Annotated in this window: 13 protein-coding genes; 8 read left to right on the top strand and 5 right to left on the bottom strand. The window is 63.8% G+C overall.

The window, feature by feature from the left end:
- The first annotated feature begins 57 nt into the window (after positions 1-57).
- The 3 genes from KDG50_01415 to KDG50_01405 all read left to right on the top strand — a co-directional run bounded on the left by KDG50_01415 (position 58) and on the right by KDG50_01405 (position 2,725).
- Positions 58-1,272 (top strand): MFS transporter, encoded by a 1,215-nt coding sequence (locus tag KDG50_01415; protein ID MCB1864062.1) that lies wholly within the window; start codon positions 58-60, stop codon positions 1,270-1,272.
- A gap of 47 nt (positions 1,273-1,319) precedes the next feature.
- Positions 1,320-1,796, top strand: a complete 477-nt coding sequence (ssb, locus tag KDG50_01410) for a single-stranded DNA-binding protein (GenBank protein ID MCB1864061.1) — start codon at positions 1,320-1,322, stop codon at positions 1,794-1,796.
- A 347-nt stretch (positions 1,797-2,143) separates the two neighbouring features.
- Positions 2,144-2,725: a hypothetical protein gene (locus tag KDG50_01405; GenBank protein ID MCB1864060.1), complete on the top strand. Its 582-nt coding sequence runs from the start codon at positions 2,144-2,146 to the stop codon at positions 2,723-2,725.
- 114 nt (positions 2,726-2,839) lie between these two features.
- Here the strand turns inward: KDG50_01405 and KDG50_01400 are convergent, their stop codons facing one another.
- The 4 genes from KDG50_01400 to KDG50_01385 form a co-directional block, all read right to left on the bottom strand.
- Positions 2,840-3,664 carry an SDR family oxidoreductase gene (locus tag KDG50_01400; protein MCB1864059.1) on the bottom strand — a complete coding sequence of 275 codons (825 nt, stop codon included), beginning with the start codon at positions 3,662-3,664 and terminating at the stop codon, positions 2,840-2,842.
- 131 nt (positions 3,665-3,795) lie between these two features.
- The gene (locus tag KDG50_01395) at positions 3,796-3,948 is read right to left on the bottom strand and encodes a hypothetical protein (protein ID MCB1864058.1); all 153 of its coding nucleotides are present in this window, start codon (positions 3,946-3,948) and stop codon (positions 3,796-3,798) included.
- Complete coding sequence (locus KDG50_01390) at positions 3,948-4,358, bottom strand: hypothetical protein (GenBank protein MCB1864057.1); 411 nt, start codon at positions 4,356-4,358, stop codon at positions 3,948-3,950. Before KDG50_01390 ends, KDG50_01395 begins: the two co-directional genes overlap by 1 nt.
- Positions 4,355-6,187 carry a carbamoyltransferase gene (locus KDG50_01385; GenBank protein ID MCB1864056.1) on the bottom strand — a complete coding sequence of 611 codons (1,833 nt, stop codon included), beginning with the start codon at positions 6,185-6,187 and terminating at the stop codon, positions 4,355-4,357. The genes KDG50_01390 and KDG50_01385 overlap by 4 nt, the downstream gene beginning before the upstream one ends.
- Positions 6,188-6,538: 351 nt before the next feature.
- On the opposite strand from KDG50_01385, the gene KDG50_01380 reads away from it, so the two are divergent.
- The 3 genes from KDG50_01380 to KDG50_01370 all read left to right on the top strand — a co-directional run bounded on the left by KDG50_01380 (position 6,539) and on the right by KDG50_01370 (position 9,881).
- Positions 6,539-7,564 carry a hypothetical protein gene (locus KDG50_01380; GenBank protein ID MCB1864055.1) on the top strand — a complete coding sequence of 342 codons (1,026 nt, stop codon included), beginning with the start codon at positions 6,539-6,541 and terminating at the stop codon, positions 7,562-7,564.
- 68 nt (positions 7,565-7,632) lie between these two features.
- Positions 7,633-8,925 (top strand): oligosaccharide flippase family protein, encoded by a 1,293-nt coding sequence (locus KDG50_01375; protein MCB1864054.1) that lies wholly within the window; start codon positions 7,633-7,635, stop codon positions 8,923-8,925.
- Between the two features lie 5 nt (positions 8,926-8,930).
- A complete protein-coding gene (locus KDG50_01370) occupies positions 8,931-9,881 on the top strand; it encodes a class I SAM-dependent methyltransferase (GenBank protein MCB1864053.1) in 951 nt (316 codons plus the stop codon).
- A gap of 43 nt (positions 9,882-9,924) precedes the next feature.
- Here the strand turns inward: KDG50_01370 and KDG50_01365 are convergent, their stop codons facing one another.
- Complete coding sequence (locus KDG50_01365) at positions 9,925-11,340, bottom strand: oligosaccharide repeat unit polymerase (protein MCB1864052.1); 1,416 nt, start codon at positions 11,338-11,340, stop codon at positions 9,925-9,927.
- Between the two features lie 175 nt (positions 11,341-11,515).
- Here KDG50_01365 and KDG50_01360 point away from each other — a divergent pair, with 175 nt between their 5' ends.
- Both KDG50_01360 and KDG50_01355 read left to right on the top strand, forming a co-directional pair.
- A complete protein-coding gene (locus KDG50_01360) occupies positions 11,516-12,448 on the top strand; it encodes a glycosyltransferase (protein ID MCB1864051.1) in 933 nt (310 codons plus the stop codon).
- Positions 12,445-13,638, top strand: coding sequence for a glycosyltransferase (locus tag KDG50_01355; protein MCB1864050.1), 1,194 nt, complete (start codon positions 12,445-12,447; stop codon positions 13,636-13,638). Before KDG50_01360 ends, KDG50_01355 begins: the two co-directional genes overlap by 4 nt.
- Positions 13,639-13,642 lie beyond the last annotated feature (4 nt).

Raw genomic sequence — 13,642 nt, 5'->3', positions numbered from 1 at the left:
AACGCGAACCGCCCGCCGCCCAAACCCTTGGCCCAAAACAGACACTCCCGCGACCCGATGGCCCCCGCCGAGCGCCGTGCCGCGTTCGGGCTGGCGGCGATCTTCGCGACGCGGATGCTCGGGCTGTTCCTGATCCTGCCGGTGTTCGCGGTCTATGCGCGCGGCCTCGACGGCTTCAGTCCGGCCCTCGCTGGGCTCGCGATCGGCGCCTACGGGCTGACGCAGGCCGCATTGCAGATCCCGTTCGGCTGGCTGTCCGACCGTTTCGGGCGCAAGCCGGTAATCGCCGTCGGGCTGCTCCTGTTTGCCGCCGGCAGCCTGCTCGCCGCGGTCGGCGACTCCATCTGGACGGTCATCGCCGGGCGCGCCCTGCAGGGCACCGGTGCGATCGCCGCGGCGATCATGGCGCTCGCGGCCGATCTGTCGCGCGAGTCGCAGCGCTCCAAGGTCATGGCCGTGATCGGTGGTGGCATCGGGGTGGCCTTCATGGCGGCGCTGATGCTCGGTCCGGCGCTGGATTCCCTGATCGGCGTGCCCGGCATCTTCCTGCTCACCGCTTGTCTGGCAATTGCCGCAATCGGGCTGCTATTCGGCTTCGTCCCGCGCCCACAGGCCCCGGCGGCGCCGGCGGCGGCGACCCGGTTTCGCGATGTGCTGCTGGATGCCCAGCTGCTGCGCCTGGATTTCGGCGTGTTCGTGCTGCACATGATGCTCACTGCGATGTTTGTCGTGTTTCCGCTGGTGCTGGTCGATCGTCTGCAAATTCCGCTGATCCACCACACCTGGCTGTATCTCGGCGTGATGATCGCGGCGATCGCCGTCATGGTGCCGGTGCTGATCAGCGCCGAACGGCACCAGCGGACCCGGCTGGCGTTCATCGGGGCGGTCGCCGTGCTGGCCGCGGCGAATCTGCTGCTGGCGCAGGGGCCGCGGGCGCTGTGGTCGGTCGTTGTCGTGCTGGTGCCGTTCTTCGCCGCCTTCAACCTGCTCGAGGCGACGCTGCCCTCGCTGGTTTCGCGTCTGGCCCCCGCCGCGCGCAAGGGCGCGGCACTCGGGGTCTATTCGAGTTCGCAGTTCTTCGGCGCGTTCGCGGGCGGGACGTTCGGTGGCTGGCTGCACCAGCACTACGGCATCGACGCCGTGTTTCTCATGCTGGCCGGCATGGCGGCGGTCTGGGCCGTGGTCGCGACCGGCATGCGGGTGCCTGCGCGCCGGGCCGAGACGGTCTCGGGCTCGTCGGTCGCGGATGAATTCTCCCGGGGCGGCGCGTAGAATCCCCGTGCTTTCTTCAAATAATCAATCAGTTACCAGAGGCGGCCATGGCTAGAGGCATCAACAAGGTCATTCTGATCGGCAATCTTGGCGCGGACCCCGAGGTCCGTTACATGCCGAGCGGCGGCGCGGTCGCGAACCTGCGCCTGGCGACCAGCGAACAGTGGAAGGACAAGAACACCGGCGAATCGCAGGAGCGTACGGAATGGCACCGCGTGGTGATGTTCGGACGGCTGGGCGAGATCGCTGGTGAATATCTGAAGAAGGGCGCCAAGATCTATGTCGAGGGACGGATACAGACCCGCAAATGGCAGAACAAGGAGGGTCAGGATCAATACACCACCGAGATCGTCGCCAACGACATGCAGATGCTCGACGGCCGCGGTGGCGGTGAAGGCTTCGGGGGTGGCGGCGGTGCCGGCCGCTCCGGTGGCGGCTCGCGCGGCGGTGGTTCGGACAACTATGGCGGCGGACCCGCAGGCGGTGGCTTCGGAGACGACCCGGACGACGACGTACCGTTCTAGCCTGCTCCCGCGCGCCACGAGATTCGTGCTGCGCGTGCCCCCATTGTTTCCCTTGCTTTCCACCGCGGTCGAATCACCCGGGTCGCGGTGTAGCTGGTAGTTCGTTCAACAGCCCGGGCCAAGCTCCCTGCGCTGACATCGAGATTTGATCCCTCAAAGCGGGTCGTGTTACGGTCCGACCGCCGTCAGTTGGGCGGCGCGAGCGCCAGTAGGCAGATTGTGGCGGCGCAGGCGAGTGTCCGGAGATCACACCTCAGATTTCCGGCACGCTCTGAACTGCCGCGATGGCTGGATTCGGTAACAATAAATCCGTTCACGCGAAAGATGCGACTGCTGGAAGGGCAAGCATGTCGATCCTGAAACTTTTCCATCCACGTGTCTGGGTGGTGTTCGCCGTACTGATTGCAATTCCGACCGGCGCCCGCGCGATCGATGTTGATCTCGTCGGTACGGTCCACATCGTATCGGCGCCGGTGATCATCATTGGACTGACGCGGGGTGCCTATACGGCGACTCCGTTTGACGGAACCTACCAGGCGTGGACCAAGTGGGGCGACACGCCCACCGGCTGTGACGGCAGTGGCGAAAACTGCGCGCACGGCTGGCTGAACGACTTCACGGTGCGAACCAGCGCGGGCGAGCGGAGGTTTCGTTCCGCCATCAGCTTTGCGACTCCGCAGCAGGCGCTGAACGCCGCACAGTCCGGCACGTTCTGTGTGCCATACGATCAGGACGTAGCGGTGTTCCTGTCGGGTGAAACGCCCGGTGAGGAGGGGGACAACTCCGGGGGCATGTCCATCCGCATTGAACCCGCCGCGGGGGATGATTGTGCCGCGGTGCCTGCATCCTCGTCAGGCGCCTTGTTCGGCCTGGCACTGTTGATCTTCGCCCTGGGTGTCGTGGCGGTGCGGCAGCACCGCACGATTTAGGCGCGACGCCGCTTCCCCCGGCAACGAGACCGTGGTGCAGGTCGGCTGTGCCACGGGCTACCAAATTGCGGGGAAGATTTGCGGGTTGCGGCGTGATTTCGGCTGATCCGCGGATCAGCCGAAATCACGCATGGTCTCGATCATCGTTCGCCATGAGCTTGGCGTATATCCGGTGGCCTTTCGGAATCGCTCGGAGTTCAGCGAGCGATCGATCACGAATGAATCATCCGGCTGGATTTCGATCTCCTTGGCGTAGATTTCGGCAACCAGGCTCAAAAGATCGAACTTGCTGATCGGCTCGGCGGACAGGTGGTAAAGGCCGCTCAGATCCGGCTTCGGGATCACGAAGTCCCTGAGTACCTTTGCTACTTCCACCGTGGGCAGTCCAGAGAAAACGGCCTTGCTGAATCCCTTCACGCGGCCGGACTGCGACAGGAACCAGCCGATAAGACTGCGGGCGCTGTTCAACTCGTGTCCAATGATCGAGGTTCGCAGCGTCAGGCAGTTCGAATAGGCGACTTCCCCCAGATACTTGCTTCTTCCGTACAAATCCTTCGCGTCCGCCGGGTCGCTTTCCTGGTACATGCCCCTCGAACCGCTGAACACACAGTCCGTGCTGAAGTGGATCAGGCGCGCGCCGGCCAGTTCGCAGAACCGCGCGAGCCGGTGGGGCAGGATCGAGTTGATGGGCAACGCCGCAAGCGGATCTTTCGCTTCTGCCAGTTGCTTGACCAGGCCTACGCAGTTGATTACAACGTCCGGCCGCACCGTGGAAAAGAGGCGCATCAGCGCATCCGGATTCTCCACATCAACGCCGGTGATCACACGCCCGCCGAGTTTCTGCGGGAAACGCACTGGCAGCCCGGCAGAGCGAGCCGAGCCATGAACTTCCAGTTGATCGGACTGCGAGAGCAACCTCAGGATTGCGTTGCCGAGCATTCCGGTCGCGCCCAGCACCAGAACCCTCGTTCCGGCCGTTTCGCTCACCGGGCAGCCAGTGCTTCGCGGGCCGTAACCTGGGCCGACGGCGGTCTGTGAACAGTACGCATCGGCAAGTCCATCTGGCGCTTCTAGAACAGCGTGTAGATAAACGGCGCGACCGCGGAGCCAGAGCCCAGCACGAGCAGTGCGCCGAGCAGCAGCATCACGATGATGATTGGCGCCAGCCAGAATTTCTTGCGCTCGCGCATGAAGGCCCACAGGTCTTTGAGCAGGTCCAGCATCAGAAGGGTCGCTCCGGGTGATTGCGTTCGCGCCGCCGGCTGGCGACGCGGTAGGTTTCGGCGCGTGGATCGTAGCGGCGGAACATCGGATCGCGCCCGAACAGCCGCAGCACGAAGCCGATCGGCAACAACATGCCGTAGAACAGGATCGCCAGAATGATGCGCGTGTTGATCGCCCCGGCGATGCGGCCGAAGGCCATCCAGCCGCGGTAGACCGGCGCCAGTGCTGGCGGATAGGCCAGCGCCACGAGCGCGAACGCACCCGCGACGATCCATGGCCACAGCGGCCAGGCGTGATCGAACAGCCACGGAATCAGCAGCCCGAACAGCGCGGCGATGATGCCGCCCATGATCAGACCGAAGCTGCGCAGTTCCTTCGCGCCCGGCGGTGTGGTGGGCGGCGCGTTCAATCCAGTTCGAACTCGTTGCGCCAGTCGCCCTGTTCGACCCATTCCGGCTGGGCAGGCTTGGCGAGCAGGTAGTTTTCGAGGACCAGATAGTCCATCTCGGTGCGCATGAAGCAGCGGTAGGCGTCTTCGGGCGTGCACACAATCGGCTCGCCGCGCACGTTGAACGAGGTGTTCACGAGCACCGGGCAACCCGTGCGCTGCTCGAAGGCATCGAGCAGTGCATGAAAGCGCGGATTGGTTGCGGTGTGCACGGTCTGGATGCGCGCGGAGTAGTCCACATGCGTCACCGCGGGAATCTCCGAGCGTGGCACGTGGAGTTTCTGGATGCCGAACAGGCCTTTTTCCTCATCGCTCATCTCACGGCGGCGCGGTTCAGCGACGGGCGCGACGATGAGCATGTAGGGGCTTTCGCTGTCGAGTCCGAACCATTCGGACACGCGCTCGGCCTTCACCGCCGGGGCGAATGGCCGGAACGATTCGCGGTACTTGATCTTCAGGTTCATGACCGACTGCATCTTCGCGCTGCGCGGATCGCCGACGATCGAGCGACCACCCAGCGCGCGCGGACCGAACTCCATGCGGCCCTGGAACCAGCCGACGACGTTTTCATTGTCGAGGATTTCCGCAAGCCGCTCGAACAGCGCCGCGTCATCGAGTCGCTCGTAGCTCGCACCCAGTTCGTCGAGTGACGCGCGGATCGCCCCATCGCCATAGCGCGGGCCGAGGTAGGCACCGTGCATGGCATCACTGCCGTTCACCGACCGTGGACGGTCCAGATATTGATGCCAGGCCATGAGTGCCGCACCCAGCGCGCCGCCGGCATCTCCGGCCGCGGGCTGGATCCAGACGGACTCGAACGGTCCCTCGCGCAGCAGGCGGCCGTTCGCCACACAGTTCAGCGCCACGCCGCCGGCCAGGCACAGGTTCTTCTCGCCGGTCTCTTTCGCAACCGTACGCGCGAGCGCAAGCACGACATCTTCGGTCACGACCTGTACCGATGCGGCCAGGTCCATCTCGCGCTGCGTCACGGGGCTCTCGGGTTTGCGCGCCGGTCCGCCGAACAGTTCGGCGAAGCGACGGTTGGTCATCGTCAGTCCCGTCGCGTAGTTGAAGTACTTCATGTTCAGCCGGAAGGTGCCGTCGTCCTTGATGTCCAGCAGGTTCTCCCGGATGGTCCTGACGTATTTCGGCTCGCCGTAGGGCGCGAGCCCCATCAGCTTGTACTCGCCGGAGTTGACCTTGAAACCGGTGAAATACGTGAACGCCGAGTAGAGCAGGCCCAGCGAATGCGGGAAGTCGATCTCCCATTGCGCCTCGACCTGATTGTCGTGGCCGAGCCAGACCGAGGTCGTGGCCCACTCACCGACCCCGTCCAGGCACATGACCGCGGCGCGCTGGTAGGGGCTCGGGAAGAACGCCGAAGCCGCGTGCGACTGGTGGTGTTCGGAGAACAGCAGCGACGGCAGCGCCTTCTCGGAGATGTCCCCGAGGGCTGCGAGTTCGCGTCGGAGCGTGGTCTTCAGGAACAGCTTGTCCTTGAGCCACACGGGCATTGCGGCCAAAAACGAGCGGAAGCCCTGCGGCGAGTACGCCAGATAGGTCTCCAGCAGGCGCTCGAACTTGAGCAGCGGCTTGTCGTAGAAGACGATGCGATCGACATCGGCCAGCGCGATGCCGGCCTCGCCCAGACAGTAGCGGATTGCCGCGTCCGGAAACGCTGCATCGTGCTTCTTGCGGGTGAATCGTTCCTGCTGCGCGGCCGCGACGATGCGGCCGTCCTCGACCAGCGCGGCCGCGGCGTCGTGGTAGTAGGCGGACAGGCCGAGGATGCGGGTCGGGGCGGTCAAACCGGGGTCACTGGCGCAGCAAAGGGCCGCGATTCTAACACCGCGGACGGGCGTGGGCAGGCTTGACCTCGCTCGGACGCCGCCACAGACTGCGCCCCTTACCGGTGGCGCCCGGGCACCGGTGGGAACCGATTCGCGTCGCGACTGGCCGTTGCCAGTCTGATGCGCGAGATCGGAAAACAAGGTGCCGGCCGGAGGGGAGTCTGCGGCTTGCCGGTCTATGCTTCGTCTGCGGGACGAGTGGCGGCCGGGCAGTCGAGGTCACTTCGACCGGTTTTCTGCAATGCGTCCTGAAACGTCGACCGCGACAGCGTTTGCAGGCGAGGCCCGCTGATGATCCGGAACGCGATGAAGCGCCTGATTGCAAACCTGCCCTTGACTCTATTTGTGCTCGCCGTGAGCCTCGTGCTTGCGGAATTCGCGGTGCGAATTCTGCTGCCGGCCTACGATCCGAGTGGACTGGTTCGGTTCGTGACGGGCGACGGTGACCAGCCAACCCTGGGTCCGAAGGCGACGGTGGTTCGGCATGTCGATCCGTCCGGCGACTTTGATGTCGAGATGCGTTTCAATGGGTACGGATTGCGCGATGCGCGGGATCTCGCCCGCGCGGACGCTGACGACTGGTTCCTTGTTGGAGACTCCTACAGCATGGGGCACGGCGTAGAAGCGACGGAGCGGTTCGGCGAACTGCTGGTGCAACGACTGGGCCGTGACATCTTCAATGTCGCCATTCCGGGCGACTTCAACAATTACGGGCGCCTGATTCACTACGCGCGCGGCTTCAATGCGCCTGTCGAAAAAGTCATCTTTGGAATTTGCATGGAGAATGACCTGTATCGCTACTCGCAGGCCACGACGGAGTCGCGAGCTAGCGGTACACAGGGTGCATCGTTGACGGTTCGGACAAAGCAGGCGCTTAAAGCACATTCGGCGCTGTATGTGTATGCAACCACGATGCTGCGGCGTTCACCCTGGCTGCATGAGCTTACGGTGGACGCGGGCCTGGCGGGAACGCCCCATGACGGATTGGTCGCGGGCGACTTTGACCAGCAGGTCATCGACGACTCGCTCAAGCGACTCGAGGAGATCAGTGTCGGCATTGAGCGGCGTGTGATTTTGATCGTCCCGTCACGCGGCCTGTGGCTGGACGGCTACCGCGAGTTGGCGGATCGTTACCACCGGGCGTTCGTGGACGGAGCACGACGGCGGGGCTTTGAGGTCGTCGACCCCCGTGCGGCGCTGGAGGCGGGAGGCGAACCACTACGTTACCATTTTGCACATGATCCTCACTGGACCGCCGACGGGCATCGTCTGGTGGCCCGGGTGCTCGGTGATTATTTGTTAGAGCATCCAGATTGACTGAGCATGCCTCCGTGTTGTAAGCCTGCACACTTCGTTTCGTTACCGGGGCGAACGCCTGACCCGTGATGCGCCGCGCGGTTGTTTACACCACGGCCACGAACCTGGGCATCCAGGCTTTGGCCGCCGTGTCCGGCGTGCTGCTGGCTCGCATGCTCGGTCCGGAAGGACGCGGCGAGTTTGCAGCCGTACTTCTTTGGCCAATGCTGCTCGCCAATGTCGCGCTGGTCGGCATGGATGTGGAGACCGCGCGCCTGGCGGCCGCGAACCGACGTTCGGTCCGAGCGTTGGTCGGTCTTGCATTGAGGGCGGCATTGATTGCCGGCGGCCTGGGCGCGTTCATCGGCTGGTGGTTGTTGCCCGCGGTATTGCCGGGCGACAAGCTGCATCTGCTGGGCACGAGCCGCGCGATGTTGCTGGTGATCGCCGCCAGCGTCGCCAACGTGCTGGTATTTTCGATCGCACTCGGGCGCGAGGACCATCGCGCATACAACCTGAGCCGTCTGTCGTTCAGCCTCGTCTACGTGACATTGCTTAGCGTTGTGGCGCTTTCGGCATCTGCGCAAGTGTCTGTCGTCGCCGCCGCGTTTGGATTTGCGGCGGCGCTCGGCGTGGTGGTCTCGCTGGTCATCGTGCTGCGCGGTCACGAACCGGCGGCAATGGCCGAACCGGATTTTACGCTGCGGAGCTTGTTGCGCGGTGCCTGGCCGTTCGCGGGATCAAACGCATTGCAGGCCCTCAACATCTATATCGCGCAGGTGATGCTGATCGCGCTGTCGGATTCGCATACCCTGGGTCTGTATGCGGTCGCGTTCGTTTTCGCATCCGCGCAGTCAAGCTTTGCCACGGCGATGGCGTCGCTGTCGTTCGCGCGTGTGGCATCGGCGGGCGACGAACTGGGTGCACAGTGGTTGATCGAGCGGGCGCAGATCGCCATCGTTGCCGCCGTGGCGATCATGTTGATCGTAATGGTGGTCGGTCCCCACTTGCTGCCGCTGCTGTTCGGCGAGGCGTTCTCGGCGGCCGTGCCGATCATGCTGGCTATCGTGCCCGCGAGCGCGCTCAGCGGTGTCGCGCTGATGTTCGACCACGTACTGCGTGGCCGCGGTGTGGTTCGCGGCGGCATCCGCGCGCGTGCTCTCGGTGTGCTGTTGGTGATCGGCGTTTCCGTGGTCACTGAGCCATCGCTTGGTGTCTACGGCGTGGTGCTGGGTGTGAATGTGGGCGCGCTGTGTGAGCTTTACGTGCTTGCGCGGGCGGCGGCCAGTCACTTCGAGGCGAACACCGTCGAGTTGCTGTCGCTGCGTCTTTCGATGGTCCGACGAATACTGTCGGCCGCAATGGGGCGAGCCAATCGATGACTGACATGACGGACAAGCGAGTGCAGGAACAGCCCGGGGAGGCCCCGGTCCGCTGGGTCGATCACTGCGATCTCTGCGGACAGCCGGCACCATTCGTTGAACTGGTTGCCCGCGACCCGCGCACCGACGCCGAGCTTGCATCGCTCGGTGTGACCGGGTCGGCATACACGACCGTTGCCTGCCGCAATTGCGGATGGACGTTCAAGCCCGGAGTGCTAAGCGATGAACAATTGACCCGTTTGTACGCTCAACGCGGCGGCGAACATGTGGTGTCCACGGAACTCGCTGGTCATGATCGCAGGGCAGATGAACTGTTCCAGTTCCTTCGGCGGCATCTGAATCTCGATTCACCACGGCGGGTTCTGGACATCGGTGGCGGAATCGGGCACGTGAGCCGGGTGCTCGCGGAACACGGGCATCGGGTGACCGTGGTCGATATGTCGGGCGGCGCGCCAGTCCACCCGACCATCGAGATCCGACGTACGACGGTTGATCGGCTCGGGTCGGAGAAGAGCTACGACCTCGCAATCATGAACCACATCCTTGAGCATGTGTGGTCGCCCACGGAATTGCTCGAACGCGCCATTGCCGTGGTGCGCCCAGGTGGGCATCTGTATATCGAGGTTCCGTTCGAGCTGTACACACCCATGGTCAAACGCAAGCTCGGGGATTCATGTCACGTCGGTTACTTTTCCATGACCACCCTGCGTCAGTTCATTGCGAAGCTCGGGCTCGTGCCGGTTTCGGTTCAAAGGGTGCTCGGGCGCTATGACGTGCGAAGGGTGATGATCTTGCGTGCGCTGGTGGGTGTGCCGGAGGCTCCTCGAAAGCAAACAACCGCGCTGATGGGGCGTGGCTGGCGTTCGGTTGCGCTCGAGATGATCTATCCTGCACAGCTTTTGATCATGGTCCGGTTCATCGTCCTTCGTTGGATAGCACGCCTCGCGCGACGATAGGCTGCGGGAGATGGCCGCCCGACCTGCGGAACGATGGCTTGAATCAGGCCAGCGGGTTACCGGTGAGCCGGGGTTCGCGGGCGAGTTCCGGCGAGTGACCTGGTGTGCGGCGCGGGGCCTGGCGCAATTCTTCAGGTGGACGCGGTGGTTGTTGCAGCGTTGGTGCAATCGGGCGGCGCTGCATCGTTTTCCGGCGTCGCTTGCCTGACCGTGAGAACAGGGCGTAAACGAGAAACACCGCGGCCGGCAGGTAGATGAACTGCGTCAGATTCAGGGCGGATCGCAGGAACATGTACACGTACAGTGCAATGGCCAGATACGGCATGATTCCCAGCGGCCGCAATGCGATCGGCGAGACACGATGCAGGAGAACGTATGACAGGCTGGCCATGATCCAGCCGATTACCAAGCCCAGAATGCTGCCAAATATTCCGATCATCTCGCCAAACACGCTGCTGGTGATCCAGTACGGCTTGAATCCCTTCCAGTACGACTTGTCAGTCTGCGGTTTACCCGGCCACCATGCGCGAGGAATTGGGTTGACCAGCATGGACAGGAAAAAATCCTTCGCCTCCAGCCGTTCCCCGGTCTCGTCTGCATGCTGCAGAGCCAGCAAGGCCCAGTAATAACTGTCGTCCTGGTGGTAGCGCGTTTCGAAACTGCTTTCGTCGATTCCAAATCGGGCGTCGACAAAATTCGACAGGCCCGTCGCCCGATATTCGATCATGATCGAGGTGCCGACGACGATCAATCCGCCTGCCAGCGCGACAGGCAGTAGGCGGGTGAACCAGGTGCGCTGAAACAGTAGCGAGAAGACGATCCATGCGCCCAGTACAAAGACCAGTGGCGTACGGGAACCCTCCGTAAGTAGCAGCATGCAGGTGATCAGCAGTCCAGCGGTGTTCAGCAGGCGCCCGCGTCGCATGGCCGCGGACAGATATGCAAATGCGACGCCGGCCAACGGCATGGTGAACCCGATCAGGAAATAGAAATGCAGCGCGCCGCCGGTCAGGGTTTTTCGGCTCCATGGTTGTTCGCCGCGGGGCGCGAGCGAGTGGTGGATTGCATCGTCTATCGACCAGTCCGTGGCGTACAGTCGCTTGCCGATTTCGAGAAAAATGAATGCGACCGAGGTGAATGCAATCCACGCCGCCTGCGAGCGCGACGGGCGGGGCATGATGGACGAGAAGCGCAGGTTGACCGGCCGCATCAGCGCGTAGATCGCGGTGGTGAACAACACGGCGACATAAGCCACCAGCAGGTCGAGCTGATAGTAGTATCGTTCCGGGGTTGCAATGACCTGAATCAGCGGGTGCTCATTTCCTTCGGCGATATACGGGATAACGAGTACGTTGGAAAATGCCAGCGTGAAGAGGAAGTGCGGGTGTAGCGGACTTCTGAACAGCGCCAGGCTTGCGGCCAGCGCCACCAGTATGAACGACAGATAGAGTAGCACCATCGTCAGGGCCCGTTCACACTAGCGACAGGTGCCTGGTGGCTTGCGCGAGTTCGCTTCCGGACTTGCTGGATCAGGTCCGAGGCGTCTGTTAGCATGGCGGCCGCCTGGGCGCGGCCGGCGCCGGGCATGATTGGTCTCAACGCCCGTGTTGGTATCGGATTTCATACTCGGTGAAATGGCGCTTCGGCGCGCGCGCTTCGGCGAAGACGATCCGAAAAACATTTTCGATGTCCTCGAGATGATCGGGGCCAGTCTACCTGATCCCCCCTTGCGACGCCTGGACTGGCGGCAGTGGCTGAGGGCACGCAGTCTGCTTTTCAGCATCGCACCTGATCCGCAGGCGTTTCTGTATGCGCTGCGTGGGGGTGCCCATGCGTTTCTGAGCTGGGGCGCGCCGCGTCCCTGCGGCACCTGGCGATATCGCGTGAAGGCCTGGCGCCTAGGAGTGATCGCTCGTCGTGCAACGCTGGTGTTCGTCAACGACCGCGTAACGGAGCGACAGATGCGTGTGGTCTACGGGGTGAATGCGTTACGGGTGCCCTATCTCGTCGATACCGACTACTTCCGTCCGCCGGCATCGCCACGCGACAACTTCTGGCTCGTACCGGGCGACAACGACCGCGACGAGGCTCTGGTCTGTGCGCTTGCCAGGGCCGGACATCGCATGGTTCGCGTCAGCCTCGATCCCGCGGTGGCAAACTACCACCAGGCGCACCGGGAACCGCTGGTCGATGTGCGGGTTCGGGTGCCGTACCGTGAACTGCGTGATCTTTACCAGCGTGCTTCGGCAGTCTTGCTGCCGCTCACGAGTTTCAACCACCCCGCCGGCCAGACGGCAATCCTGGAGGCGCTTGCCTGTGATGCACCGGTCGTGATGTCGCGCGGGCGCACCAGTACGATTCTTGGTGCCGCACCGGGCGTCGTCGTATGTTCGGAGCGCGACGTTGGCTCGTGGCAGCGTGCGGTAGACCTGGCAATCACCCGCGCATCGGCCGTCGGCTCGCAACGCGCCGAATGGATGAAAGAGCACGCCCCGGCAAACGTTGCGGCGACGATGCTTGCAGAGATTCGTGCACGTTGGGCCGGCTCCGGAGCCGCGTCGAGGTGAAAATCCTCCATGTTGCCGCGAGCCTGGATCCGGCCAGCGGTGGACCGCAGCAGGTGTGCGTGCGCCTGGCTGCCGCACAGGCATCGCTAGGGCACGAGGTGCGCGTCATCGCTTACGCGCCGGATGAGGCCGATGAAAGTATCCAGCGCGAATGCGCGGCCGTGCCCGGACTCCAGCACGTCGCGCTTGAACGTGTTGATGGGGCTGGACGCATGGAGCGTTTGCTGGCACGCAAGGCGCGCGCCAGACTCGCCCCACACATTCTCGATAGCGATTGCGTCTATATCCACGAAATCTGGGATCCCATCCTGCGCGTGACCGCGAAGCTGGCCGCGCAGGCCGGCGTTCCGTATGCCGTGGCGCCCCACGGCCAGCTCGATCCGTGGAGTCTGCGTCAGAAACGCACAAAGAAGCGGCTTGCGCTGGCGTTGTCCTATCGTTCCATGCTCGAGCACGCCGCATTTCTGCACGCGCTGAATGCTGATGAAGTGCGTGGCTTTGCACCGCTTTCCCTATCGTCCCCGGTCCGTGTCATTCCCAACGGCATCTTTCTGGAAGAGATCGAGCCGCTGCCCGCGCGCGGGCGGTTTCGCGCGCAGCATTCTGAGCTGGGCGACGATCCGTTCGTCCTGTTTCTTTCGCGGCTGCACTACAAGAAGGGCCTTGATCTGCTTGCGCCTGCCTTTGCCAGGGCGCTGGCCGTACACCCGCGCCTGCGGCTGGTGGTGGCCGGTCCTGATGGCGGCGCACGGGCCGCGTTCGAGCGGCAGATTGTCGACCTCGGAATTGACGGACGGGTGCATCTGGTCGGCGCGATATACGGGGCCGAAAAATTCGAGGTGCTTGTGGATGCGGCCTGTTTCTGCCTGCCGAGCCGGCAGGAGGGGTTTTCGGTGGCGATCACCGAGGCGCTGGCCTGCGGCGTGCCCGTGGTCGTCAGCGAGGCCTGTCACTTTCCGGAGGTGGCCGAGACCGGGGCCGGCCGCGTGGTGCCACTCGATATCGATGCGGTTGCAGCGGCGCTGATCGAGATCGCGGGTGACGGCGGCCTGGCCAACGCGATGGGTCGCGCCGGCGCGGCGCTGGTGCGCGAGCGCTATCAGTGGCCGACGATCGCGCGCGCCACGCTCGATGCGATCGCCGAAGCATGCGCTGGACGTCCAGCGCAGGGTGGATCGCGCCATGCCTGACGGC

The sequence above is a fragment of the Chromatiales bacterium genome, assembly GCA_020445605.1.
Classification (GTDB): Bacteria; Pseudomonadota; Gammaproteobacteria; order JAGRGH01; family JAGRGH01; genus JAGRGH01.
Note: the sequence above shows the minus strand (reverse complement) of the source record. Positions and strands in the feature narration are given on the sequence as shown.